Origin of the sequence: Janibacter sp. GXQ6167 (assembly GCF_041365945.1) — a bacterium.
Taxonomy (GTDB): domain Bacteria; phylum Actinomycetota; class Actinomycetes; order Actinomycetales; family Dermatophilaceae; genus JBGFSK01.
Window position 1 is genome coordinate 98,576 of sequence record NZ_JBGFSK010000003.1, and the last position, 22,716, is coordinate 121,291.

The 22,716-nt window shown below is 68.9% G+C and carries 17 protein-coding genes; 7 read left to right on the forward strand and 10 right to left on the reverse strand.

From position 1 onward, the window contains the following. Positions 1–11: 11 nt before the first annotated feature. A complete protein-coding gene (locus tag AB8K43_RS05480) occupies positions 12–1,175 on the reverse strand; it encodes a glycerate kinase (protein WP_370892274.1) in 1,164 nt (387 codons plus the stop codon). 2 nt (positions 1,176–1,177) lie between these two features. Next, on the reverse strand, positions 1,178–2,764 hold the full coding sequence (locus AB8K43_RS05485; RefSeq protein ID WP_370892276.1) for an aspartate:alanine exchanger family transporter: 1,587 nt from the start codon (positions 2,762–2,764) through the stop codon (positions 1,178–1,180). Between AB8K43_RS05485 and nadA the strand changes: the two genes are divergently transcribed. Further along, positions 2,763–3,989, forward strand: coding sequence for a quinolinate synthase NadA (gene nadA / locus AB8K43_RS05490; RefSeq protein WP_370892278.1), 1,227 nt, complete (start codon positions 2,763–2,765; stop codon positions 3,987–3,989). The genes AB8K43_RS05485 and nadA overlap by 2 nt on opposite strands. Here nadA and betT read toward each other — a convergent pair whose 3' ends face one another. The 5 genes from betT to AB8K43_RS05515 all read right to left on the reverse strand — a co-directional run bounded on the left by betT (position 3,990) and on the right by AB8K43_RS05515 (position 11,862). Further along, positions 3,990–6,098 carry a choline BCCT transporter BetT gene (gene betT, locus AB8K43_RS05495; RefSeq protein ID WP_370892280.1) on the reverse strand — a complete coding sequence of 703 codons (2,109 nt, stop codon included), beginning with the start codon at positions 6,096–6,098 and terminating at the stop codon, positions 3,990–3,992. 16 nt (positions 6,099–6,114) lie between these two features. Further along, on the reverse strand, positions 6,115–7,860 hold the full coding sequence (gene betA / locus AB8K43_RS05500; RefSeq protein WP_370892282.1) for a choline dehydrogenase: 1,746 nt from the start codon (positions 7,858–7,860) through the stop codon (positions 6,115–6,117). Next, positions 7,857–9,359 carry an aldehyde dehydrogenase family protein gene (locus AB8K43_RS05505; RefSeq protein WP_370892283.1) on the reverse strand — a complete coding sequence of 501 codons (1,503 nt, stop codon included), beginning with the start codon at positions 9,357–9,359 and terminating at the stop codon, positions 7,857–7,859. The genes betA and AB8K43_RS05505 overlap by 4 nt, the downstream gene beginning before the upstream one ends. A gap of 83 nt (positions 9,360–9,442) precedes the next feature. Beyond that, positions 9,443–10,480 carry a glutathione S-transferase family protein gene (locus AB8K43_RS05510; protein ID WP_370892285.1) on the reverse strand — a complete coding sequence of 346 codons (1,038 nt, stop codon included), beginning with the start codon at positions 10,478–10,480 and terminating at the stop codon, positions 9,443–9,445. 2 nt (positions 10,481–10,482) lie between these two features. Continuing rightward, a complete protein-coding gene (locus AB8K43_RS05515) occupies positions 10,483–11,862 on the reverse strand; it encodes a dipeptidase (RefSeq protein WP_370892286.1) in 1,380 nt (459 codons plus the stop codon). A 26-nt stretch (positions 11,863–11,888) separates the two neighbouring features. Between AB8K43_RS05515 and AB8K43_RS05520 the strand changes: the two genes are divergently transcribed. Together AB8K43_RS05520 and AB8K43_RS05525 are read left to right on the forward strand one after the other, a co-directional pair. Beyond that, entirely contained in the window at positions 11,889–12,482 is a 594-nt protein-coding gene (locus AB8K43_RS05520; protein ID WP_370892288.1) for a DUF3043 domain-containing protein, read from the forward strand. Between the two features lie 3 nt (positions 12,483–12,485). Further along, complete coding sequence (locus AB8K43_RS05525; protein WP_370892290.1) at positions 12,486–13,835, forward strand: CoA transferase; 1,350 nt, start codon at positions 12,486–12,488, stop codon at positions 13,833–13,835. 115 nt (positions 13,836–13,950) lie between these two features. On the opposite strand, the gene AB8K43_RS05530 is transcribed toward AB8K43_RS05525, so the two are convergent. Both AB8K43_RS05530 and gcvT read right to left on the reverse strand, forming a co-directional pair. Then, complete coding sequence (locus AB8K43_RS05530; protein ID WP_370892291.1) at positions 13,951–14,184, reverse strand: hypothetical protein; 234 nt, start codon at positions 14,182–14,184, stop codon at positions 13,951–13,953. Further along, positions 14,181–15,287, reverse strand: coding sequence for a glycine cleavage system aminomethyltransferase GcvT (gene gcvT / locus AB8K43_RS05535; RefSeq protein WP_370892293.1), 1,107 nt, complete (start codon positions 15,285–15,287; stop codon positions 14,181–14,183). Before gcvT ends, AB8K43_RS05530 begins: the two co-directional genes overlap by 4 nt. Before the next feature lie 118 nt (positions 15,288–15,405). Between gcvT and AB8K43_RS05540 the strand changes: the two genes are divergently transcribed. From AB8K43_RS05540 to AB8K43_RS05555, 4 genes are all read left to right on the forward strand, one after another. Then, complete coding sequence (locus AB8K43_RS05540; protein ID WP_370892294.1) at positions 15,406–16,908, forward strand: leucyl aminopeptidase; 1,503 nt, start codon at positions 15,406–15,408, stop codon at positions 16,906–16,908. Next, on the forward strand, positions 16,905–18,272 hold the full coding sequence (gene lpdA, locus AB8K43_RS05545) for a dihydrolipoyl dehydrogenase (protein WP_370892296.1): 1,368 nt from the start codon (positions 16,905–16,907) through the stop codon (positions 18,270–18,272). Before AB8K43_RS05540 ends, lpdA begins: the two co-directional genes overlap by 4 nt. Before the next feature lie 89 nt (positions 18,273–18,361). Further along, on the forward strand, positions 18,362–20,260 hold the full coding sequence (gene sucB / locus AB8K43_RS05550) for a 2-oxoglutarate dehydrogenase, E2 component, dihydrolipoamide succinyltransferase (protein ID WP_370892298.1): 1,899 nt from the start codon (positions 18,362–18,364) through the stop codon (positions 20,258–20,260). Next, a complete protein-coding gene (locus tag AB8K43_RS05555; protein WP_370892300.1) occupies positions 20,257–21,165 on the forward strand; it encodes a TIGR01777 family oxidoreductase in 909 nt (302 codons plus the stop codon). The genes sucB and AB8K43_RS05555 overlap by 4 nt, the downstream gene beginning before the upstream one ends. Here the strand turns inward: AB8K43_RS05555 and AB8K43_RS05560 are convergent. Further along, positions 21,152–22,690, reverse strand: a complete 1,539-nt coding sequence (locus AB8K43_RS05560) for a serine/threonine-protein kinase (RefSeq protein ID WP_370892302.1) — start codon at positions 22,688–22,690, stop codon at positions 21,152–21,154. The genes AB8K43_RS05555 and AB8K43_RS05560 overlap by 14 nt on opposite strands. Between the last annotated feature and the right edge of the window lie 26 nt (positions 22,691–22,716).

The window sequence follows — 22,716 nt, forward strand, 5'->3', positions numbered from 1 at the left end:
ACCAGCGTACGTCAGCGCCGCGGAGACCACGTACGGGCCACCCGCTCGGTCCGTTCGGTCAAGGTCCCCACGGGATCGAGGAGGGCACGGTCGACCTCGTCGAGGCGTTCAGCGACGGCATAGGCCCCAGCCGCGCCCATCGCCATCGACTCGCGACGCCCCAGGAGGACCCGGCCGGCGATGATCACGACCGGCACGGCATGGCGCGCCCCGGCGCGGCAGACGCCGGTCACCACCTTGCCCTGAAGGCTCTGCCAGTCCACGGTGCCCTCGCCGGTCACGATCACATCGGCCGCAGCAGCGACGCGGTCGAAATCGACGGCCTCAAGGACGAGGTCGACCCCGCTCAGGCGGCGGGCCCCGAGGAGGAGAAGGGCGAAGCCGACCCCTCCGGCCGCCCCGGCGCCCGGTTCACGGTCGGTCCGGCGGGGGCGCCCGGTCATCAGATCGGTGGGCGCCGGCAGGACGCGACCGACCTGGTCGGCGAAGTGGCCAAGGCACGCCTCGAGGGCCTGGGCCTGCTCGGCGCTCGCCCCCTTCTGCTCGGCATAGACCGCGCTCGCCCCTTGGAGGCCAAGGAGTGGTGCGTCCACGTCGGTCGCCGCGATGAGCTCGATGCCCGCGAGGCGCTCTCGGACGGCCGCGAGGCCCTCCAGGTCGGATTCCCGGACGGCGAGCAGGCCCTCCCCTCCTGTCGCGAGGACGTCGGCGGGCCCGGCGCCGAGGGCGGCGAGCAGTCCCGCGCCGGCATCATTGGTCCCCGACCCGCCGAGCCCGACCACGATGCGCTGCACGTCATAGTCGGTGGCCGCGGCGATGAGTTCGCCGAGGCCCACCGTGGTGGTGCGGCCGGGGTTCCGCTCGGCGTCTTTGAGCAGATGGAGCCCGATGGCTTGGGCGGATTCGATCCACGCGGTGCGGTCACCGTCCGGTCCGGTCAGCAAGATCCCGGCGGGTACCGGCCGCCCGAGCGGATCGGAGACCGTCGTCATGACCATCTCCCCCGCCATCGACTGCGCGATGACATCGAGGAATCCGGGTCCACCATCGGATAGCGGCACGATGGTGATGAGGTCATTCGGTGCCGCGGCGCGCCACCCTTCGGCCATCGCGGCCGCGGCCTGCTGCGCGGTCAGGGTGCCGGTGAATCCGTCGGGGGCGAAGAGCACATGCATGGCTAGAGCACCGCGATCACTTGGGCCAACATGATCTTGGCGATCATGGCGGCGGGGAAGACAAGGGCATACCCGAGACCGACCCGGGTATCGAAGCCGGTCCGTTCGTTGGCGAAGGCCAAGACGGCCGGCTGCGTCTGGCTCCCGGCGATCACTCCGGCGAGTTCACGCGGGTCCATCTTCAGCACCCAGCGCCCCACTCCGGCGAGGATCACTGCGGCGAGGGTCGTCATCGCGAGACCGATGACGGCGATCTTCCACCCGAGGTCGGAGGAGATCGCCGCCGCGAAGCCCTGCCCGGCGCGGGACCCGGCGTAGGCGAGGAAGGTGAGCATCCCGAAGACCGACAAGGTGTTGGCCGCCGAGTTGGGCATCGAGACCACGATCGGGCCGATGCGACCCATCCGCCCGAAGACCAACCCGACGAGCAAGGTGCCCGCCGCCGCACCGAGGGCGAAGGATCCCCCGGGGACAGGGATCTCGATGATCCCGACGGCGACGCCGATCGCGAGCCCAAGGGCGAAACCGATCGGGTTGATATCGGACAGCCCGCGCTCGGAATCGCCAAGGTGCTTCGTGACGGCTCCCATCGTGCGCCGGGGAGCGATCACCCGCAGCCGGTCGCCCAGTTGGGTGACGAACTGCTCATGGGCGACGAGGTCGACGTCACCGCGGCGGACCCGGGTGACATTGGCGCCGAAGGTCTCATCGATGCCGATCTCGCCGAGGGTCCGACCGGCGAGCTTGGGATTGGACAGGGTGATCCGGCGGTAGTCGAAGGCCCCGTGCTCGACGAGTTCGTGGGAGGAGACATGCCCCAGCCGCTCGGCGACCTCGGCAACGACGTCCTCGGGACCGACCAGGCCGACGAGATCGCCCTTCTGCAAGACGGTCCAGTCCGAGGGCAACTCGATTGGGCTTTCCTCGCCGTGACGCAGGCGGGAGACGACGAGTTGGCCGCTATAGCGGCGGACCAGGGCGCCGACGGGTGTGAGGTCATCGCGGTCGACCCGCACGGTCTGGTTGGTGAGGGGCGCATCCCCCTTCTCACCCGATCGCTCCTGGCGCAAAACGACCAGGCTCACCGCGAGCATCCCGATGACGCCGTAGAGGTACGCGATCGAGTAGCCGATCGTCGGACCGACCGTGTCACCCGAACGCTGGGTGGCTGCGGCGAGGGCCGGGGTATTGGTGAGGGCCCCGGCGAACGTGCCCGCGATGACCGGTGAGGTGAGTCCGAAGAGGCGACCGAGGGCGATTCCGACGCCGCCAACGGTGACGAAGGTGGCGAGCACGGCGAGCATCGGCGCCCACCCGCGGCGCAGGGACGCGAAGAAGCTCGGTCCCGACACGACGCCGACGGTGTAGGTAAACAAGACCAGCCCGAGGATGCCGATCTCCTCGGGGACCTGGAGCTCAAATCCTTTGGTCGCGCCGAGGCTCGCGATGCCGATCGCGGCGAAGAGGACGGCCGCTGGGCCGAGCTGGACGCGCTTGAAGCGCACCGCCCCGAGGACCGATCCCACCGCGAGCAGGATCATCAGCAGGAGGATGACCTCTTCTTCTAACAGGCGAAGGAGGGCGTCCATGATCACCAGCGTACGGAGGTCTGTGGGAAACTCTGAAACCGTGACCGCCACGACGTCAGGCCCCTCGTCCCCCCTTCCGTTGCTGGTCCTCGGTGAGGGCCGCGACCTGCGCACCGAACGGGGCGTCGAGTGTCCCGGATCGCTGCCACCGGCGAGCGATCCGGACCTGGTCGCGCGCGCCCGAGCCGCCAAGGAAGCCCTCGGGGATCGCGTCTTTGTCCTCGGCCATCACTACCAGCGCGATGAGGTGATCGAGTTCGCGGATACGACCGGCGACTCGTTCAAACTCGCCAAGGAGGCCGCGGCGAGGCCGGATGCCGAGTGGATCGTCTTCTGCGGGGTCCACTTCATGGCCGAGTCCGCCGACATCTTGACGAGCGAGGACCAGACGGTGATCTTGCCCGACCTCGCTGCGGGCTGCTCGATGGCCGATATGGCCGCGATCGAACAGGTCGAGGAGTGCTGGGATGAGCTCACCGAGGCCGGGGTCGCCGATCAGGTCATCCCGATCACGTATATGAACTCCTCGGCCGCCATCAAGGCCTTCACCGGCGAGCACGGCGGCGCGATCTGCACGTCCTCCAATGCCAAGACCGCTCTCACCTGGGCGCTGGAGCAGCGGCCGAAGGTCCTCTTCCTGCCCGATCAGCACCTCGGGCGCAATACCTACGTCCGCGATCTCGGCGGTGACCTCTCCGGATGCGTCGTCTGGGACCCGCGCCGCCCGATGGGTGGTCTCACCATCGACGAACTTCGCGACGCGACGATGATCCTCTGGCGCGGGCACTGCTCGGTGCACGGACGCTTTTCGGTCGAGGCCGTCGAGGCCGCGCGCCGGGAGATCCCGGGCGTGAAGGTGATCGTCCACCCCGAATGCCGCTACGAGGTGGTCGAGCTCGCCGACGAGGTGGGTTCCACCGAGAAGATCATCAAGACCGTGGCGGCGTCGCCCCCGGGGACGAAGTGGGTCGTCGGGACCGAACTCAATCTCGTGCAGCGCCTCGCCCGCGAGTTCCCCGAGCAGGAAATCTCCTTCCTCGAGCGCAATGTCTGCTACTGCTCGACGATGAACCGGATCGACCTCCCGCACCTCGTGTGGGCGCTTGAGTCTCTCGTCGAGGGGCGCGTGGTGAACCCCATCCACGTCGACCCGCAGGTCGCCCATTGGGCCAAGATCGCTCTGGACCGGATGCTCGCCCTCCCGGGAGAGACCAGCAAGGACTGATCAGGCGCTCGGGTCCTCGAGGCGGAGGAACTCGAGGTGCCGCTCGTACTGGTCGAGGCAGTCGTGAATGATCTGTAGCGGGCTATAACCCATGACGTCGTAGCCGAGGCCGCCACCCGCGAGGTGGACCTCCAGGCGGGCGTAGCGGTCCTGACCGCGGACCATCCGCCCGCCGTACGCGGGCACCGGCGCCTCTTGCACCGCGACGCGGTAGACGAAGGGGTGTTGCTGCTCCCCCGTCAATCGCAGCTCGACATTGCGTCCGGTGCAGTCGTCGTCGGTGATATCGGTCAGGGGCGCGTCGGTTCGCACCTCCGCAGAAACGCCTTGCTCACGCAGTTCGGCGGCCACGTCGCGCAGGGCCGGTTCGACGATCTCATCGAGATAGCGCGAGGCTTGGGCGACGGTGACGAAGTTGAGCGCGCGTCCCAGCCGGGCCTTCCAGGACCGGCCCGCGCCCGGATCGACCTGAGCGCCGCGGGCCGAGATGATCTGGGGAAGGGAGTGGCGCGACGAATCCACGCGGTGACCCTCGACCTGGAGCGCCCGGAACAGGCCGATCATGACGAGGAGCAGCACAATCGCAAAGGGCAGGCCCATGATCAGGGTCGCGTTTTGCAGCGCACCGACGCCTCCGACGATGAGCACGGCGATGGTGAGCAGGCCGGTGACCGCCGCCCAGACAATCCGCATCCACGGCGCGGCATCGTCGGTCGCCGAGCGGCGCTTCGACGACAGGTTGCCCATGACGAGCGCGCCGGAGTCGGCGGAGGTGACGTAGAAGAGCAACCCGACGAAGGTCGCGACGCCCGCGATGAAGGTCGCCCCGGGGTAGTCCATCAGCAGGGTGTAGAAGCCGAATTGGGGGGTTTCGACGGTCGAGGTCCCGAAGGACTCGTCACCCTGGCGGATCCGGTCGATCGCGCTATTGCCGAAGATCGAGATCCACATGACGATGTAGGAGAAGGGGATCACCATCGTCCCGAGGACAAACTGGCGGATCGTGCGCCCCCGCGAGATCCGGGCTAGGAAGAGCCCGACGAAGGACGCCCAGGCGATCCACCAGGCCCAGAAGAACAGCGTCCAGTAGCTCAGCCACGTGGTCGAGTCGAGGGCCCCGTACTGCTCGACCGCCTCGGTGTTGCCGTAGGCGAAGGTCTCCATCGTCATCGCCGGGAATCGCCGGATGAAGTCACCGACATTGGTGACGATCGCATCGAGGAGGAAGGCGGTCTTGCCCGTGACGAGCACCCATGCGGCGAGGCCGATCGCGAGCAGCACGTTCAGTTGCGAGAGGAAGCGAATGCCCCGGTCGACGCCGGTGGTCGCCGAGATCGCGGCCATGACGACGGCGAGGACCACGAGCGCGATCTGCCAGCCGGTGCTTTCTTCGGCGCCGAAGAGGATCTTCAGGCCGAAGTTCAGTTGGACCACGCCAATGCCGAGGCTCGTCGCGACCCCGAAGACGGTGCCGAGGATCGCGGCGGTGTCGACGACATCGCCGAGCCCGCCATCCATCCGCTTGCCGAAGATCGGGTAGAGCGCCGAGCGCACCGCGAGTGGGCGGCGAAGGCGATAGGCGAAGTACCCGAGCGCCATCCCCATCAGGGCATACATGGCCCATCCGCTCAACCCATAGTGGAAGAGGGTCCACGCGGTGGCCTCACGGGCGGCCTCGATCGTCCCGCCCTGCTGGTCCGGCGGTTGCAGGTACTGGGTGACCGGCTCGGCGACCGAGAAGAACATCAGGTCGGTGCCGATGCCGGCAGCGAAGAGCATGGCCGCCCAGGAGAAGGTGGAGAACTCCGGCTGTGAGTGGTCCGGCCCGAGGCGCACGTGGCCGTACCGCGAGGCGCCGAGATAGATCACGAAGATCAAGATCGCGGTCGCGAGCGCGATGTAGAACCACCCGAACCAGGTGGAAGTCCACCCGACCCAGACCCCCAACTGCTCGGCGGCCTGCTCCGGTCGGATGATCGCCCAGAGCGCGATCGCGATAATGCCGACCGCGGAGGCGGTGAAGACCACCCAGTTGGTCCGGACGGCGGGTTCACCTGCGCTCCCCCCGTCGATCTGATCGGTCTCGGTGGGTTCACGCAGGTCGCTCATCGCTGGTGGCCTCTCGTCAGCCCTGATGGGTGCGGTTCGCTTGCGCCGCACTCGGGATTTCTCGGGTCGCGTCCCAGGCGTCATTGCGCGGGTCCCCGGGCGGGAAGATCGGCATGCCCGTCCCGTGCCGGTAGAAGGGGGCGTCCGAGGGCGGCAGCGGGGTGTTGCCGGCGATCAGGTCAGCGGCCTTCTCGGCGACCATCATCACCGGGGCATAGATATTGCCGTTGGTGACATAAGGGAAGACCGAGGCGTCGACGACCCGCAGGCCATCGACCCCGTGGACCCGCATCGAGGTCGGGTCGATGACAGACATCTCGTCGGTACCCATCTTCGCCGTGCAGGACGGGTGCAGCGCGGTCTCGGCGTCCTTGGCGACCCAGTCGATGATCTCCTGGTCGGTATCGACGCTCGGCCCGGGGCTGATCTCGCCGCCGTTGAAGGGGGCGAAGGCGGGCTGCTCGAGGATCGTGCGCGCGGCCCGGATCATCTCGACCCACTCGCGGCGGTCATTCTCGGTCGAGAGGTAGTTGAACTGGATCGCGGGGTGCTCCATCGGGTCGGCCGAGCGAATCCGCAGCCAACCGCGCACATCGGAGTACATCGGCCCGATGTGGACCTGGTACCCGTGCTCGGCCGCCGGCTGCGAGCCGTCGTAGCGGATCGCGATCGGCAGGAAGTGGAACATCAGGTTCGGGTACGAGACATCGTCGTTGGAGCGGATGAACCCACCCGCCTCGAAGTGGTTGGTCGCCCCGACTCCGCGGCGGAGGAAGAGCCACTCGGCCCCGATCCGCGGCTTGTGGTAGTGCTTCATCCACGGCGCGATCGAGACCGGCTGGGTGCTCGCGTACTGGACGTAGACCTCCAGGTGATCCTGCAGGTTCGCGCCGACGCCGGGCAGCTCGACCCGCGTCTGCACGCCCGCGGCGGAGAGGTGCTCGGGGTCGCCGATCCCCGCGAGCTGGAGCAGCTGCGGCGAGTTGAAGGCACCGCCGCAGAGGATCACGTCGCCCGCGGTCACTTCGCGTCGCACTCGCCCGGCCCGCAGGTAGGTCACCCCCGTCACCCGGGTGCCGTTCATCGTGAGGCCGGTCACCAGAGCGAGGGTCTCGACGTCCAGGTTCTTGCGGCTCATCACCGGGTGGAGGTAAGCGCGCGCGGCAGAGAGTCGGCGGCCGCGATGGACGTTGCGGTCGAAGGGAGCAAAGCCCTCCTGGCGATACCCGTTGACGTCGTCGGTGCGCGGGTAACCGGCCTGCTCGGTGGCCTCGAGGAAGGCACCGAAGAGGGGCGAGGTCGCCGGGCCGCGCTCAAGGATCAAGGGTCCGGATCCGCCGCGCCAGGCGTCGGCTCCAGCGAGACAGGTCTCCATCCGCTTGAAGTACGGGAGGCAGTGCGCGTAGTCCCAGGACTCCATGCCCGGGTCGGCGGCCCACCGTTCGTAATCCATCGGGTTGCCGCGCTGGAAGATCATCCCGTTGATGCTGGAGGAGCCCCCGAGGACCTTGCCGCGGGCGTGGTACACCCGCCGGCCACCCATGTGCGGCTCGGGCTCCGACTCATACTTCCAGTCGTAAAAGCGGCTGCCGATCGGGAAGGGCAGCGCGGCTGGCATGTGGATGAAGGGGTCGAGCTTGGAGTCGTTGCGCCCGGCCTCGAGCACCAGGACAGAAGTGCTGGGGTCCGAGGAGAGGCGGTTGGCGAGCGCTGACCCGGCCGAACCTCCCCCGACGATCACGTAGTCATAGTGCTTGCTCATGCGTCACTCCCCTCGTCGGCGAACCAGTCGGCACGAGCCGGCCGGGTGTTGTGCCAGATGTGCTTGGTCTCGCGGTACTCCTCCAGACCGGCCAGGCCCAACTCGCGGCCGATCCCGGACTGCTTCATCCCGCCCCACTCGGCCTGCGGCACGTAGGGGTGGTAGTCGTTGATCCAGATCGTGCCGTGGCGCAGTCGGCTCGCGACCCGCTCGGCCCGCCCGGCATTTTCGCTCCAGACGGCACCGGCGAGCCCGTAGATCGTGTCGTTGGCGATTGCGATGGCCGCGTCCTCGGCCTCATCGCGGGTCGCACCGGAGAAGGTCTCAACGGTCACGACCGGCCCGAAGGATTCCTCTTGGACGGCGCTCATCGTGGTGGTGGCGCCATCGAGGACGGTGGGCTCGAAGTAGTAGCCGTTCGCGAGCTCCGGGTCGTCCGGAGCGCCGCCGCCGGCGAGCAGGGTCGCGCCCTCTTCGACCGCCTGGTCGACATAGGCCTGGACCTTCGCGCGGTGCTCGGCGCTGATGAGCGGTCCGGTCTCGGCGCTGTCATCGAAGGGGCCTCCGAGGCGGATGGCCTTCGCGCGCCGGACGAGTTCGGCGACGACCTGGTCGTGGATCTCCTCTTCGACGATCAAGCGAGCGCCCGCAGAGCAGACCTGCCCGGAGTCTAAGAAGACCGCGGTCACCGCATTGTCGATCGCGGCGTCGAGGTCGGCATCGGCGAAGATCACGTTGGGGTTCTTCCCGCCGAGCTCCAGCGCGACCCGCTTAACGGTCTCGGCCGCGGCCACCATCACCCGCTTGCCGGAGACAAGCCCGCCGGTAAAGGAGACGAGGTCGACGTCGGGGCTCTCGGTCATCGGCGGTCCCACCTCGGCGCCGGCGCCGAGGACGAGGTTCGCGGCGCCCTTCGGCAGACCGAGGTCATCGAGGGTCTTCATCAGCCAGATCGCCGTGTGGGGCGTGAGTTCGCTGGGCTTCAACACGAAGGTGTTGCCAGCAGCCAGCGCCGGGGCGACCTTCCACGAGGTCTGCAGGAGCGGATAGTTCCAGGGCGTGATGAGCACGCACACACCGACCGGCTCATGCACGATCCGGCTGGAGATGTGGCTCATCCCGGTGTCGACGACCCGCCCCGCGTCGGCGGCCGCCAGGTCGGCGAAGTGCCGAAAGACCGAGGCGATGTCGTCGACATCGAGTTGGGACTCATAGAAGCGTTTCCCGGTGTCGAGCGATTCGAGGCGGGCGACCTCGTCCTTCTCGGCCTCCAGACGGTCCGCGACGGCCCGCAGGAGCGCGGCGCGCTCGGGTGCCGGAGTGTGCGGCCAGGGTCCCTCGTCGAAGGCGCGACGGGCCGCAGCGACGGCGTCGAGGGCATCGCGCGCGCCCCCTTCGCTCACCACGGCGACCTCGGTACCGTCCGCCGGGCAGGTGATCGTGCGGGTCTCGCCGGAGGCGGCGTCGCGCCACTCACCGTCGATAAAAAGCTCGGGCATGACGGGGCCTTCCCTTGTGGGGTTGGTTGCGGGCAGATCTCCTCGACCCTACCCAATCGCGCCCGGGCGGACCCCGCCCGCGATCAGCTCGTCCGGACCATGCCGCGGTCGTCGAGGAGTGGGTTGTTAGCCGGCGCGACCCGCTCCCCCGCGACGACCGGGCCCGGCGCCGTGCCCTCGCCGAAGGGGCTCCCGCCGAGAGCCTCTCGGCCATGAGGTTCGAGCCAACCGGCGAGATCCGGCCCGCGCGGCACGATCCCCGTCGGGTTCACGTCGCGGTGAACGATGTAGTAGTGCTCCTTGATCTGGGTGAAGTCCACCGTGTCGCCGAACCCCGGCGTCGTGAAGAGGTCGCGTGCATAGGCCCAGAGCACCGGCATCGCGCTCAGCGTCGATCGGTTGCACTTGAAGTGCCCGTGGTAGACCGGATCGAAGCGCACGAGGGTGGTGAAGAGGCGCACGTCGGCCTCGGTGATGTGGTCCCCGACGAGATACCGCTGGCCCGCGAGTCGTTCGCTCACGAGGTCGAGCGCGGTGAAGAGGCGCTCGTAGGCGGCGTCGTAGGCCGCCTGTTGTCCGCTGAACCCGCAGCGGTACACCCCGTTGTTGATCTCGGTGTAGATGTGCCGGGCGACCCGATCGATCTCTTCGCGCAGCGGCTCCGGATAGAGATCGGGGGCACCCTCGCGGTGGTACTCACGCCACTGCGTCGAAAAGTCGAGGGTGATCTGCGGGAAGTTGTTCGTGACGACTCCGCCACTTGGGATATCGACGATGGCCGGGACCGTGATCCCACGCGGGTAGTTCGGGAAGCGCGCCAGGTAGGCGTCCTTGATCCGCGGGATCTGCAGGACGGGGTCCACCCCACCCGGATCGAGGTCGAAGGTCCACGAGTCCTGGTCGTGCGTGGGTCCACAGATCCCCATCGAGATCACGTCTTCGAGCCCGAGCAGGCGCCGCACGATCGTCGAACGATGGGCCCAGGGGCAGGCCCGCGCCACGACCAGCCGGTACCGACCCGGTTCGACGGGCCACGGACTGCTCCCGTCGGCCGTAATCCGATCCTCGATGTAGTTCGTGTCGCGGTTGAACTCGCCCTCGACATAGGCCTGATCGGCCACCGCTACTCCCCCTTCCCCAGCGTGCCAAGGCGCGCCAACAAGATGGCCTCGGCAGCGCACGTGCGCTCAAACTCGCCGAGGTGCAAGGACTCGTTCGCGCCGTGGGCGCGGGTGTCGGGGTCTTCGACCCCGGTGACGAGGATGGCCGCGTCGGGGAAGAGGTCGGCGAAGGCTCGCACGAAGGGGATCGACCCACCGATCCCCACGTCGACCGGTTCGCTCCCCCAGGCATCGGCGAAGGCGGCGCGCGCCTGGTCGTAAACCGGGCCCTCGGCCTTGGCGGCAAACCCCCAGCCGGTTTCTTCCAGTTGAACGCTGACCTCGGCGCCCCAGGGCGCGTTGCCTTCGAGATGGTTCTTGATGGCCTCCCATGCCTCCATCGGGTCCTGCTCCGGGTGGAGGCGCACGCTGATCTTGGCGCTGGCGGTCGGGTTCAACACGTTGCCCGCCTCCTCGACGCTCGGGCTGTTGATGCCGATCACGGTCGCGGCTGGCTTGGTCCAGAGGCGATCGAGGATCGTGCCGGTGCCGATGAGTTCGGTCCCGGGCAGCAGACCCGACTCCTCTCGGAGGCGAGCCTCGTCGTAGTCGAGTGTGGGCGCCTCGCCGCTCGTTAGCCCCGCGATGGCGACATCTCCGGCCTCATCGTGCAAGGTCGCGAGCAGGCGGGCCAGGGATGTGATCGCGTCGGGACAGGCCCCACCGAACATCCCGGAGTGCACGCCATGAGCGAGGGTCCGCACGGTCACGACGACCCGGATCGAGCCGCGCAGCGTCGTCGTCAGAGCCGGGGTCCCGATCGCCCAGTTGAGCGAGTCCGCGAGGACGATCGCGTCGCAGGCGAGCCGGTCGCGGTGACGTTCGAGCAGGCGCGGGAGGGATTCGCTCGCGATCTCCTCTTCGCCCTCGATGAAGAGGGTGACGCCGACCGGTAGGGCGCCGCGGTGGGCGCGCAGGGCGGCCACGTGCGCCATCACCCCGGCTTTGTCATCGGCCGCGCCACGTCCGTAGAGCCGGCCGTCGCGTTCGGTGGGCTCGAAGGGGGGCGAATCCCAGTCCGCTTCGTCACCGGGCGGCTGGACGTCGTGGTGCGCGTAGAGCAGGACCGTCGGGGCTCCCGGAGGGCCGTCGATGTGCCCGATGACCGCGGGGCGACCCCCTTCTTCAACGATTTGGACCTCCAGGCCCTCGGCGCGTAGCAACTCGGCGGTCGCCTCTGCGCTGCGCTGCACCTGCGCTTGGTCGAAGGAGTCGAGGCTGACGCTCGGGATCCGGGTTAAGTCCTCCAGATCGGCGCGGACCTGCGGCATGAGGTCGGCGACGCGCTTGGTGATCTCGGCGATCGCGTCCGGGGTGAGGGCGTCAGTGGCGTCGGTGGTCATCCGCGAACGCTACTAGAGTGCCCCTCGTGTTCGGACGTAAAGATAAGACCCTGCAAGAAGAGGCCACCGAGGCGGCTCACCCCTACCGGGAGGGCGCCAAGAATCGTCCGACGCCCAAGCGCAAGGACCAGGAGGCCGCTCGCAAGCGCCCCCTCGTCGGTGCCCCCGCGACCGGGAACAAGAAGGCCGATCGCAAGGCCGAGCGGATGCGACGCCGCGAAGAGTCGATGAAGATGCGCGAGGCGATGCGCACCGGCGACGAAAAGCACCTCCCGGCACGGGATAAGGGTCCGGTCCGCCGGTTTGTCCGAGACGCGGTCGACTCCCGCTTCAACATCGGCGAGATCCTGCTGCCGCTGATGCTCGGTGTCCTGCTCCTCACCCTGGTCGCACAGCAGTGGGCGACCCTGGTCTTTTTGTCGATGTACCTGATCGTCTTCCTCGCGATCGGCGACGCGGTGCTGCTCTGGTTCCGCACGAAGAAGCAGATCATCGAAAAGTTCGGTCCGGACACCCCCCTTCGTGGCCTCGGGCTCTACCTCACGACCCGCGCCTTCCAACTGCGCCGGACCCGCCTGCCCGCGCCGATGGTGCAGCGCGGCGGCAAGCCCCGGGCGTAGCTCGTGGCGGGCGAGGAGCTGCTCGGAGCCCTCGCCCCCGTCCTCGGTGCCCGAGAAGCGGCGCCGGTGACGGGGCCCCGCTCCTGGTGGGGCGGTCCGCTCGATGTCGAAGGGCTCGCGCTCGGTGCGGTCCAAGCGGCCGCCACAGCCCTCAGCTGCTGGCGCGAGGCGATTGGCCTCCCTGGGACCGTGACGGTGCGCTCCGAAGCGGTCGCCGCCGCCTTCGATTCCTATGGCCTGCTACGCGTCGACGGCGCCGCCCTGACCGCCTTCGCTCCCCTCAGCGGCTTCTTCCGGGCCACCGACGGTTGGGTTCGGACCCACGCGAACTATCCGCACCATGCCGCCGCCCTGCGATCGGCCCTCGGACTCACCAATCCCGCAGGCCACGCCCGCGACGCAGTTGCCGCGGCCATCGGCGAACGCAGCGCAACCGAGATCGAGGACGCCGTGGTGGCCTCAGGTGGCGTCGCGGCCGCTGTGCGCACACCCGCCCAATGGCGAGCGAGCGATCCGGGGCGTCACGCGAATCTCGCTCCGTGGATCGGCTGGAGTCTGACCAAGGGCGAACCGCTACCGGTGACGCCGGGCGCGCTGCCGCTCGCCGGGGTGCGGGTCCTCGACCTCACCCGAGTGATCGCGGGGCCGACGGCGACTCGGGTCCTTGGAGCGCTGGGGGCCGACGTGTTGCGGATCGACCCACCGCACCGACCCGAAGATCATGGCACCCATCTCGACACGGGCTGGTCCAAGCGCAGCGCCCTCGCGGACCTGCGGGTACCGGAGCAGGGAGCAGCGGTCCGTGCTCTGATCGACCAGGCCGATGTCGTGGTGATGGGCTACCGCGGCGGCGCGCTCGCCCCCTTCGGTCTGGCACCAGAGGTCCTCCTCGAGCGCCGCCCGGACCTCATCATCGCAACGCTGGACGCCTGGGGACGGACCGGGCCGTGGGCGGCGCGACGCGGCTTCGATTCGATCGTGCAGGCGGCCTGCGGGATCGCGTGGCAGTACCGGCAGCCCGATGATTCTCCGGGCGCGCTACCCGTTCAGGCGCTCGATCACGCGACCGGCTACGGGATTGTCGCCGCCGTGCTGGCTCTGCTGACGCGTCGGGCCGAGCGCGGTGGGGGTGGACACGCCCACCTGTCGCTCGCTCGAACCGCAGCCGAATTGCAACCGTGGGCCGAGCCCCCTTCGACCACCGTGATCGATCCGAGCTCCGATCTTCGTGAGGTCTCGACCGTCCATGGCCTCCTCCGCACCGCTCGCCCGCCGCTAGACCTCGACGGCGCTGCGCTGGAGCATTGCACTCCACCGCAGCGCTATGGCACGGCATCGCTCGCCTTCTCCTGACCAGAGCCGGGCGGGTTCGCCCTACTTCAACGGGGGCAACGCCTGATCGTGATCGCTCAGGCCATCGCGGCCGACCTCCGGGAGTCCGATCAGAACCCCCCCTCTCGCGATGTCGTCACTCAGTCGCTTCGAGGCTCATCGGGCCGTAGACGACGTCGCCGTCGCGGTGCAATGTCACCGCGGAGACTCCGGCGTCGGCGAGGTCGCCCCAGATCTCGGCGAACCACGCCTCGGCATCGGCCTGCGTGGGGAAGACCGCGTCAATGGGCAACCCAGCGGCCACCGCGGACTCCTCGCTGAGCGGCTGGCCGCTCGGGCCGGTGTAGGTCCAGCTCCACCGCTCGCTCACGCCTGACGCACCTGCACCTCGACGAAGGGGGGCTTGGTCACCTCGGCGGGGACGTCGCGCCCGCGGACATCGATGACGACCTCGTCGCCGATCTTGACCGACCGGTCGAGCAGCGCCAAGGCGATCCCCTGCTTCCGGGTCGGGGAGAAGGTCCCGGAGGTCACCTCACCGACCACGTCCCCTTCGGTGTTCTTGACGCTGAGGTGCGGTCGCGGGATCCCCCGGCCGGTCACGACGAGGCCTCGCAAGAGGCGCGACTCCTTCGCCACGCGCTGTGCGACGAGCGCGTCCTTGCCCCAGAAGGTCGGCTTGTCCCAACCAACGGCCCACGCCGAGCCGGCCATCACCGGGGTGATGTCGAGCGAGAGGTCATTGCCATGGAGCGGATAGCCCATCTCGGTCCGCAGGGTGTCGCGAGCGCCGAGACCGCACGGAAGTCCCTCGTAGGGCTCCATGGCCTCGATCAGCGCGTCCCACAGGGCCATCGCGTGCTCCGAGGCGATCACCAACTCATAGCCGCGCTCGCCGGTGTACCCCGTGCGGCAGACGGTGAGGGGATCGCCCTCCCAGGTGGCGTCGTCATAGGACATGTAGTCGTGGTCGACCGGCAGGCCGAGGGACTGGAGGACCTCGTCGCTCTTCGGCCCCTGCACGGCGAGGACGGCGTAGTCCTCGTGCCGATCGACAATCTCGACGCCATCGGGGGCTTCGTCGCGCAACATCTGGACCACGGTCGCGGTGTTGGCGGCGTTGGGGATCAAGAAGACATCGTCATCGGCCCGCAGATAGGCAATCAGGTCATCGACCACGCCACCGTTGTCGGCGCAGCACAGGGTGTACTGCGCCTTCCCCGGTCCGATCCGGCCGAGATCATTGGTCAGGCAGCGATTGACGAAGTCGGCGGCGCCGGGGCCGGTAACGCTCGCCTTGCCGAGATGCGACACATCGAAGAGGCCCACGCGCTCTCGGACAGCGGTGTGCTCGCGCACCACGCCACCCCCGGGGTACTCGATCGGCATCTCCCAGCCGCCGAAGTCGGCCATCTTGGCGCCGAGCGCGACGTGGCGGTCGTGGATCGGTGAGGTTCGCAGCGCGTCCGTCATGGGTCGCACGCTACCGCTAACCCATCCGGGATAACCTCGCAGAACGTAACCCAGACCACATCGGGCGACCCCCACCCTGAGGGCACGCCCTGACATCAGACTCGAAAGGTCGCCTCACGTGAACGTGTTGACCCCCGGCAAACCCTCCCTCGACTCTCTGCAGACCGACGCCCTCGTCGTTGGCCTGACCGGTTCGGGCGACGACCTCACGGTGGTGTCGGCAACCCCGCTCCCCGAGCCCACGGTTGAGTTCCTGAAGCGCGCAGCCCGCTCCCTTCGCGCGAGTTCCAAGGTCGCGACCGTCACCCGGATCGCCGGTCCCGCCGGGATCGAAGCTGCGACGGTGGTCCTCGTTGGACTCGGCGACGAAGAGCCGACCACGACGACCCTGCGGCGGGCAGCGGGTGCCGCGACCCGCGCTCTCGCGGGCCATCAGAGCGCGGTCATCGCGCTCCCCCACGGCGGCGCATCGGACCTGGCGGCGATCGCGCAGGGCGCCCTTAGCGGGACTTACACCTTCACCGCCCACAAGACCAAGCGCGACAAGGACGAGGACCAGCCCGTCGACCTGGACCTCTCCGTGATCAGCGAGGTCGAAGACGCGCCGGGCATCGTCGCGCGGGCCGAGGTGCTGAGCCGGGCCGTCAATTGGGCCCGCGATCTCGTCAACACCCCCCCGAACGTCCTCTACCCGCAGTCCTTCGCCGACGAGGTGGAGCGGGTTGTCGAGGGCTCGTCAGCGTCGATCGCCCTTCGCGTCCTTGATGACAGCGAACTCATCGAAGGGGGCTTCGGTGGCATCGTCGGGGTCGGCCAGGGCTCGGCCCGCCCCCCGCGGATCGTCGCGATGGAGTACGCGCCGGAGGGCGCCAAGAGCAAGATCGCGCTGGTCGGCAAGGGGATCACCTTCGACACCGGCGGCGTCTGCATCAAGCCGGCGGGCTCGATGACCACGATGAAGTCTGATATGGGCGGTGCGGCGGCCGTCGCGGCCACCGTCCTCGCCGCGGCGGAGCTCGAGCTGCCCGTGGCGGTCACGAGTTACCTCTGCCTGGCCGAGAACATGCCGGGTAGCAATGCTCAGCGCCCTGGCGATGTCGTCACCATGCGCAAGGGCACGACGGTCGAGGTCATCAACACCGACGCCGAAGGCCGGATGGTCCTCGCCGATGGCATGACCCTCGCGGTCGAAGACGGCGCCGAGACGATCATCGACGTCGCCACCTTGACCGGCGCGGCCATGGTGGCACTCGGACCAAAGATCTACGCCGTGATGGCCAACGACGAGGCCCTGAGTGAGCAGATCCTGGCCGCCGCCAAGGCGAGCGACGAGCCGGCCTGGCCGATGCCGCTGCCTGAGGAACTCCGCGACGGCTTGAAGTCCGAGGTCGCCGACCTCACTCACATGGGCGAACGCTGGGGCGGGGCCCTTACGGCCGGGCTGTTCCTCAAGGAGTTTGCGACCACCACCGACGGCGAGCCCATCCCGTGGGCCCACCTCGACATCGCCGGACCGGCCTTTAACGAGGCTGGCCCAGCTGGTGATCTGCCGAAGGGTGGGACCGGCGTGGCAGTCGCCTCCCTCGTCGCTCTTCTCGAAGCGAAGGGGGCCGAGCAGTGAGCGCCGAGTTCGACCTCGTGATCCTGGGCGCTGGCAGTGGCGGTTACGCCTGTGCCCTGCGGGCTCGCCAGCTCGGCCTCACCGTAGCGCTCATCGAAAAAGACAAGGTCGGCGGCACCTGCCTGCACCGAGGGTGCATCCCGACCAAGGCGATGCTGCACGCCGCCGAGATCGCCGACCACGCCCGCTCGGGCGCCGACTACGGCATCCAATCGAGTTACGACGGGGTCGACTTCGGTGCGCTGAACGCCAAGAAGGACGCCGTGATCGGCCAGCTCTACAAGGGCCTGAGCGGTCTGGTGAAGCAGGCGGAGATCGAGGTCATCGAGGGCGAAGGACGCCTCGTCGATGCTCACACGGTCGCGGTCGAGGACCGGCAGATCACCGGCTCGACCGTGGTCCTGGCCACCGGCTCGTATGCCAAGACCATCCCGGGGATCGAGCTCGGGCCCCGGGTCATGACCAGCGATGGCGCGCTCGGACTGACCGAACTCCCGCAGCGCGCCGTCGTCCTCGGCGGCGGGGTGATCGGTGTCGAATTCGCCTCCTTGCTCGCCAGCCTCGGCTCCGAGGTGACCGTCATCGAGGCTCTCCCCCGGCTCGTCGCCGCCGAGGAGGAAGCGAGTTCGAAGCAACTTCTGCGGGCCTTTAAAAAGCGCAAGATCACCGTCAAGACCGGCACCTCGGTGACCGCGGTGACCGATACCGGCGACGCCGTGCGCGTCGAACTTGACGGCTCCGACCCGATCGAGACCGACCTTGTCCTGGTCGCTGTGGGGCGCGGTCCGCGCACCGATGGGCTGGGCTTCGAAGAAGCGGGCATCGCGATGGAGCGCGGCTATGTCGTGACCGACGAGCGCTGTCGGACCAATGTCGACGGAGTCCGCGCCGTCGGCGATATCGTCCCAGGTCTCCAATTGGCCCATCGCGGGTTCGCCCACGGGATCTTCGTCGCCGAGGACATCGCCGGGCTCGACCCGCAGCCCGTCGTCGATTCCACGATCCCGCGGGTCACCTATTGCGACCCCGAGGTCGCCTCGGTGGGACTCACCCAAGAGCAGGCCCGAGAGGCCGGCCACGAGGTCGAGGCCGTCACCTATCCGCTTGGGGGCAATGGCCGAAGCATCATCCGCGGCACCCAGGGATCGGTCTCGGTGGTCCGCGAAGTCGACGGCCCGGTGCTCGGAATCCACATCGTCGGGGCCGGCGCGAGCGAGATGATCAGCGAGGCGCAACTCACCGTGGGCTGGCAAGCCCACCCCGAAGATGTCGCCCCCTTGGTCCACGCACACCCCACTCAGGGTGAGGCGCTCGGCGAGGCCGCCATGCTCGCTGCGGGTCGTCCACTTCATGCCCACGCCTAATGAATGCCGAACACCTTGTACCGGAGGGGTCGGCTCATGAGAGTCTGTGACCAGTACCACCAAGGGCTTCGACGAGGAGAAGAAGACGCATGTCTGAACGCGTAACCATGCCGGCGCTGGGCGAGTCCGTCACCGAGGGCACGGTGACCCGATGGCTCAAAGAGGTCGGTGACTCCGTCGAGGTCGACGAGCCCTTACTCGAGGTCTCGACCGACAAGGTCGACACCGAGATCCCGTCGCCGGTCGCCGGGACGCTCCAGGAGATCCTGGTCGAGGAGGACGAGACCGTCGAGGTCGGTGCCGATCTCGCCGTGATCGGCGACGGTGACGGTGGCGGTTCCACCGACTCCGCCGACTCCAGCGATGACGAGCCCGAGCCCGAAGCGGAGCCCGAGGACACCGAGCCGGAGCCCCAACCCGAGTCGGCCGATGACGCCAAGGACGACGAGCAGGCGAGCTCCGATGAGTCGTCGTCTGCGTCCGAGAGTTCCGGCTCCTCGGGAGGCGAGGGCACGACCGTGACGATGCCGGCGCTCGGCGAGTCGGTCACCGAGGGCACCGTCACCCGCTGGTTGAAGGCCGAGGGTGATGAGGTCGAGGTTGACGAGCCGCTCCTCGAGGTCTCGACCGACAAGGTCGACACCGAGATCCCCTCGCCGGTGGGCGGAACGCTCACCAAGATCCTCGTCGAGGAAGACGAGACGGTGGAGGTCGGCGCGGACCTCGCGATCGTCGGCGGCTCCGGGTCGGGCTCGGCGCCAGCCGGGGACGCCGAGGAGGCACCCCAGGCGAAGGAGACGAGCTCGAAGGACGAGGGCACCGACGAGGCCGCGAGCGACGACCTTCCCGAAGACGGCGAAGGGGGCGACGTCGAGGACCAGCCCGCGGGCGACGACCCGAAGGAAAAGGACGACTCCTCCTCTTCGAGCAAGCACGACGAGGTCGAAGAGGCCGCCGAGTCCCCCACCGATGCCGCGGAGGCCGGCGACGAAAAGGCCGCGACCCAGACCGCCCCCTCGGGGACCGGTCAGGATGCGTCGAGCTACGTGACGCCGCTCGTGCGCAAGCTTGCCGACCAGCACGGTCTCGACCTGGCGAGCATCGAGGGCACCGGCGTGGGTGGGCGCATCCGCAAGCAGGATGTGCTCGCCGCCGCCGAGGCGAAGAAGGAAAAGGACGCGCCGAAGCCGCAGGAGGCTGCCGCCTCGCAGGCTGCTGCGCCGACGACCTCCAGCGCCCCGTCGCCTGCTCCCGCGGCGATGACGAGCTCGGTGTCTCCGTCCAAGCGGGGCACCCGCGAGAAGATGTCGCGTCTGCGCAAGGTCATCGCGACCCGGATGGTCGAGTCCCTCCAGGTCTCGGCGCAGCTCACCACCGTCGTCGAGGTCGACATGACGAAGGTGGCCCGCGTCCGCGACCGGGTCAAGGAGGAGTTCGCCCAGCGCGAAGGTGCCAAGCTCTCCTTCTTGCCCTTCATCGCCCTCGCGACGGCCGAGGCCTTGAAGGTCCACCCGGTGATCAACTCCAGCGTCGAAGGCGACGAGATCATCTACCACGGTCAAGAAAACCTCTCGATCGCGGTGGACACCGAGCGGGGTCTGCTGACCCCGGTCGTGAAGAACGCCGGTGACCTCAATGTTGCCGGTCTGGCGCGCGCCATCGCCGATGTCGCCGACCGGACCCGCAACAACAAGATCACCCCGGATGATCTCGCTGGTGGCACCTTCACCATCACCAACACCGGTAGCCGTGGGGCGCTCTTCGACACCCCGATCCTCAACCAGCCGCAGGTCGCGATGCTCGGCACCGGCGCCATCGTGCGCCGCCCGGTCGTCGTGGCCGCTGAGGACGGCGGAGAGACGATCGCGGTCCGCTCGATGATGTACCTCGCCCTGTCCTACGACCACCGGGTCGTTGACGGCGCCGACGCCGCCCGCTTCCTCGGCACGGTCAAGGCCCGTCTCGAAGAGGGCGCGTTCGACGCGTGAGTAACGCCAACCGACAGCGCGTCGCCATCGCCGGCTCGTCCGGCCTGATCGGCGGCGCGCTGTCGTCGGCTCTGCGCGAGCGCGGCGATGACGTCGTCGCGCTCGTGCGTCGCGCGCCGCGCGCCGATCACGAGCGCCAGTGGGATCCCGACGCGGGCGATCTCGATCCGGGGCACCTGGCCGATGTCGATGTCGTGGTCAATCTCGCCGGCGCCGGCGTGGGCGACAAGCGGTGGACTCCCGAGTACAAGCGCGAGATCCTCACCTCGCGCACCACGACCACCGGGCTGATCGCCCGCCGACTCGCCGAGGGCGCTGGCCCGCGGCGATTGGTCAACGCCTCCGCGGTCGGTTTCTACGGCGACCGCGGTGAGGAAACCCTGACCGAAACCTCCCCTGCAGGTCACGGTTTCCTCGCCGAGGTGGTCCGGGCGTGGGAAGCCGCGACCCAGCCCGCCTCCGAGGCCGGAATCCCCGTCGCCATGTCTCGCACCGGTTTGGTCTTCGCCCCCGAAGGGGGTGCGCTCGCCCCCCTTCTGACCCTCGGCAAGTTCGGTCTCGCGGGGCCCCTAGGATCCGGACGGCAGTGGTGGCCCTGGATCAGCCTGACCGATGAGGTCAATGCCTTGATCCACCTCATCGACCACCCGGAGATCACCGGCCCGGTCAACCTCACCGCCCCCAGCCCGGAGCGCCAAAAGGTCGTCGCGCAGACGCTCGGGCAGGAGCTCTCACGTCCTGCAGTGCTCCCAGCGCCGGCCTTCGCGATGCGAATCGCGGTCGGCGAGTTCGCCGGAGAGATCCTCGCCTCGACCAAGGCACTGCCGACGGTCCTTGAGGAGACCGGGTACCGCTTCACCCACGAGGACATCCGCTCGGCGCTGCGGTGGATCACCGCGCGCTAACCACCCTGCTCACCCGCCAATGCCCCTCGACCCGGACGAGGTGATAGTCGGCGGCCACTCCGCGGCGAGCGGGCCGCTCCCGGGTAGCGCCCGTCCCGCTCACCTCGCGAAAGGGCTCGGCGTCGACCCGGGCGCGAATGACCGCCGCGTCACCGTCGCTCGACTGGTGGCTCGCTGAGACCACCCGCCAACGCACGCCCACGTACCGGACATCGGCTCGGCGCAAGGTTGCGAGCATCTTCCGATCGGCCGCTAGAGCGCTCGAGCCCGGGGCGTCGACCTCGACTAAGCGACGCGGGTCGCCGGTCGCAAGGACGCGGGAGCGGGCATCGAGGAGCGCCTTCATGGTCCTCACCGGTTGTTCGCGCGGGCCGTCGACTTGAGCGAGGACCCCGTGGGGTCCCGTGCTCGGCGCGGCAGCCGTTGCCGCAGCGATCGGAGCGTCCGGCGCTCGCGACGCGAAGGGCCAGGGGATGATCACGGCGAGCCCGGCGGCGACGCCCGCCGCCGCCATCGTGACCCCACCTAACCTGGGTGCGACCGGGCGATGCTTCCCGAGCGAGCGTGGCCGTGATGGTCGCCGTGGCAGGCGCGCCCGTCGCCAGCGAGGAGTCCGCCCCGCTGCCTCGGGGTCGATCTGCCACACCTTCGGGCGCTCCTCATCGTCAGAAGATGGCCCACGAAGGCGCCGGGTCAACGCCGTGCCGACATCACCGGCCACGGTCAGGCGAAGGGGTTCTGCCAGCGCGGCGTCGAAGGCCTCGACAGCGAGAGACTCAGCGTCCGGTCGGCGTTCGGGCTCAGGATCGAGGCAGGACTCGATCAGGGCGATGAGCGGCTCGGGGGTCCCCGGCGCAGCCACGGCGAGGCGGCGCCGGCAGGCGACGTGGCCGGGAGCCTCACCGGTGAGCGCCAGCCACCCGAGCGCCCCGGCTGCGTACACATCGGCGGCGGTCGTGGGCGAGCCGCCCACCACCACCTCAGGCGCGACGAACCCCTCGGTGCCCCAGCCCTGCTCGTCGAGATCGTCGGCCTGCGCGACGAGCCTGCCGAGTCCGAGGTCCGCGAGGACCGGTCGACCCGTGGAGTCGAGCAGGACGTTGCCGGCGCTGAGGTCGCCGTGAACGATCCCGAGGTGATGCAGACCGCTAAGCGCCCGGGCGAGTGGCACCAGGACCGTGACGCACTCCCCGGCAGTGAGGTGTCCGCGCGCCGCGATCATCTCGCCGAGCGATCCCCCCGCGAACAGCTCGAGCACCAGCGCCGTGCGGATGCCCTCTGGTGTCTCGGCCTCGGTGACCTCGTGGAGGCCGACCAGGTGGTCGTGGACCGCATGCTGAAGCAGGGTGTACTCCTGCACGGCCCCGTCCTCGACCGGATCGCGCAGGACCTTGATCGCGACGGCGACATCATCGGCGAGGCGCCGGGCACGCCACACCGTCGCGGATCCCCCTTCGCCCAGCCGGCGAGTGATCCGATAGCCCACGATCCGCGGCGGGGCACTCCCCCGTTGCTGCTCGTCCATCACTTAACGGTGACAGGCCGGCTCTC

Coding starts and splice junctions, on each gene's coding strand:
- betA (WP_370892282.1), bottom strand. CDS start 7,860: ATGAGCAAGCACTATGACTACGTGATCGTCGGGGGAGGTTCGGCCGGG.
- sucB (WP_370892298.1), top strand. CDS start 18,362: ATGTCTGAACGCGTAACCATGCCGGCGCTGGGCGAGTCCGTCACCGAG.
- AB8K43_RS05515 (WP_370892286.1), bottom strand. CDS start 11,862: ATGACCACCGACGCCACTGACGCCCTCACCCCGGACGCGATCGCCGAG.
- AB8K43_RS05485 (WP_370892276.1), bottom strand. CDS start 2,764: ATGGACGCCCTCCTTCGCCTGTTAGAAGAAGAGGTCATCCTCCTGCTG.
- nadA (WP_370892278.1), top strand. CDS start 2,763: ATGATCACCAGCGTACGGAGGTCTGTGGGAAACTCTGAAACCGTGACC.
- betT (WP_370892280.1), bottom strand. CDS start 6,098: ATGAGCGACCTGCGTGAACCCACCGAGACCGATCAGATCGACGGGGGG.
- AB8K43_RS05560 (WP_370892302.1), bottom strand. CDS start 22,690: ATGGACGAGCAGCAACGGGGGAGTGCCCCGCCGCGGATCGTGGGCTAT.
- gcvT (WP_370892293.1), bottom strand. CDS start 15,287: ATGACGGACGCGCTGCGAACCTCACCGATCCACGACCGCCACGTCGCG.
- AB8K43_RS05480 (WP_370892274.1), bottom strand. CDS start 1,175: ATGCATGTGCTCTTCGCCCCCGACGGATTCACCGGCACCCTGACCGCG.
- AB8K43_RS05505 (WP_370892283.1), bottom strand. CDS start 9,359: ATGCCCGAGCTTTTTATCGACGGTGAGTGGCGCGACGCCGCCTCCGGC.